A 2430-nucleotide genomic window follows, 5' to 3' on the forward strand; every position below is an offset into this window, starting at 1 on the left:
TTCCTGCAACTCGAATTATTTAGAGTATATCCATTTATTATCTTTCTGCGCACTTTACGGTGCGCAGATATCTGGAGCATTTGATGATCAAGTTATCTGAAAAAGGCGTGTTTCTCGCCAGTAATAACGAAATAATTACCGAAGAACATTTCACCGGCGAAATTAATAAAGAAGAAGCAAAAAAAGGCACTATTGCCTGGTCTATTCTCTCTTCTCATAATACATCCGGAAATATGGACAAACTTAAAATTAAGTTTGATTCATTAGCCTCTCACGATATTACCTTTGTTGGTATTGTACAGACCGCTAAAGCGTCCGGTATGGAACGTTTTCCGCTACCGTATGTGCTGACCAACTGCCATAACTCACTGTGCGCAGTTGGCGGCACCATTAACGGTGATGACCATGTTTTTGGTTTATCGGCAGCGCAGCGTTATGGCGGTATTTTTGTGCCTCCGCATATTGCTGTAATCCATCAATATATGCGTGAAATGATGGCAGGCGGCGGCAAAATGATCCTCGGTTCAGACAGCCACACCCGTTACGGTGCATTAGGGACAATGGCGGTCGGTGAGGGCGGCGGCGAGCTGGTAAAACAACTGCTTAATGATACCTGGGATATCGACTATCCGGGGGTTGTTGCGGTGCATTTGACCGGAAAACCAGCACCTTATGTGGGACCGCAAGATGTGGCGCTGGCGATCATCGGCGCGGTGTTCAAAAACGGCTACGTCAAAAATAAAGTGATGGAGTTCGTGGGGCCGGGTGTTGCTGCGCTCTCTACCGATTTCCGCAACAGCGTTGACGTGATGACCACTGAAACCACCTGTTTAAGTTCCGTCTGGCAAACCGATGAAGAAGTCCATAACTGGCTGGCGCTGCACGGTCGCGGCCAGGATTACTGCCAGCTTAATCCACAACCGATGGCGTACTACGATGGCTGCATCAGCGTTGATCTAAGCGCCATCAAACCAATGATTGCGCTGCCGTTCCACCCAAGCAACGTGTATGAAATCGACACGCTGAACCAGAACCTGACCGATATTCTGCGTGAGATTGAAATTGAGTCCGAGCGCGTGGCGCACGGTAAAGCCAGACTCTCGCTGCTGGATAAAGTGGAAAATGGACGCCTGAAAGTACAACAGGGGATTATCGCCGGCTGTTCTGGCGGTAACTATGAAAACGTTATCGCCGCAGCAAATGCGCTGCGCGGTCAATCCTGTGGCAATGATACCTTCTCGCTGGCGGTTTACCCGTCATCGCAGCCGGTGTTTATGGATTTAGCCAAAAAAGGCGTGGTAGCAGATTTGATTGGCGCAGGCGCAATCATCAGAACCGCGTTCTGCGGCCCATGCTTTGGGGCGGGTGATACGCCAATCAACAACGGTTTGAGTATTCGCCACACCACGCGTAACTTCCCGAACCGCGAAGGCTCTAAGCCAGCTAATGGGCAGATGTCAGCGGTTGCATTAATGGACGCCCGTTCTATCGCTGCGACTGCGGCAAACGGTGGCTATTTAACCTCTGCCAGCGAGCTGGATTGCTGGGACAACGTGCCGGAGTACGTTTTCGATGTGACGCCGTATAAAAATCGTGTCTATCAGGGTTTTGTGAAAGGGGCGACCCAGCAACCGTTGATCTATGGACCGAACATCAAAGACTGGCCGGAATTGGGTGCGCTGACTGACAATATCGTCCTCAAAGTGTGCTCGAAGATCCTCGACGAAGTGACCACTACCGACGAATTGATTCCTTCCGGTGAAACCTCTTCTTATCGTTCAAATCCGATTGGTCTGGCGGAGTTTACCCTGTCACGCCGCGATCCAGGCTATGTTGGCAGAAGTAAAACCACTGCTGAGCTGGAAAATCAACGTCTGGCGGGGAATGTCAGCGAGCTGGAATCCGTATTTGCCCGTATTAAACAGATTGCTGGTCAGGAACATATTGATCCGCTGCAAACTGAAATTGGCAGCATGGTTTATGCGGTCAAACCAGGTGATGGTTCTGCGCGTGAACAGGCGGCGAGCTGCCAGCGTGTGATTGGCGGTCTGGCGAATATTGCCGAGGAATACGCGACTAAACGTTACCGTTCTAATGTCATCAACTGGGGGATGTTACCGCTGCAAATGGCAGAAGTGCCGAACTTTGAAGTGGGGGATTACATTTATATTCCTGGCATTAAAGCGGCGCTGGATAATCCAGGTACGACCTTCAAAGGTTATGTGATCCATGAAGATGCGCCGGTTACGGAAATCACGCTGTATATGGAAAGTCTGACTGCTGAAGAGCGCGAGATTATCAAAGCGGGTAGTTTGATTAACTTCAATAAAAACCGTCAGATGTAAAAAGCGCCATGTGAATGTAGGTCGCATCCGGCACTTATTGTCGGATGCGATGCTGGCGCATCTTATCCGACCTACGAATCGCATC

The 2430-nt window shown here is 49.9% G+C and carries 1 protein-coding gene; it reads left to right on the forward strand.

Annotated elements, in window-relative coordinates; genetic code table 11:
* Nucleotides 1-83: 83 nt before the first annotated feature.
* Entirely contained in the window at nt 84-2345 is a 2262-nt protein-coding gene (locus EQY_RS0119410) for a hydratase (protein ID WP_000593969.1), read from the forward strand.
* Nucleotides 2346-2430 lie beyond the last annotated feature (85 nt).

The organism is Escherichia sp. TW14182, from assembly GCF_000208525.1.
GTDB classification, from domain to species: Bacteria; Pseudomonadota; Gammaproteobacteria; order Enterobacterales; family Enterobacteriaceae; genus Escherichia; species Escherichia ruysiae.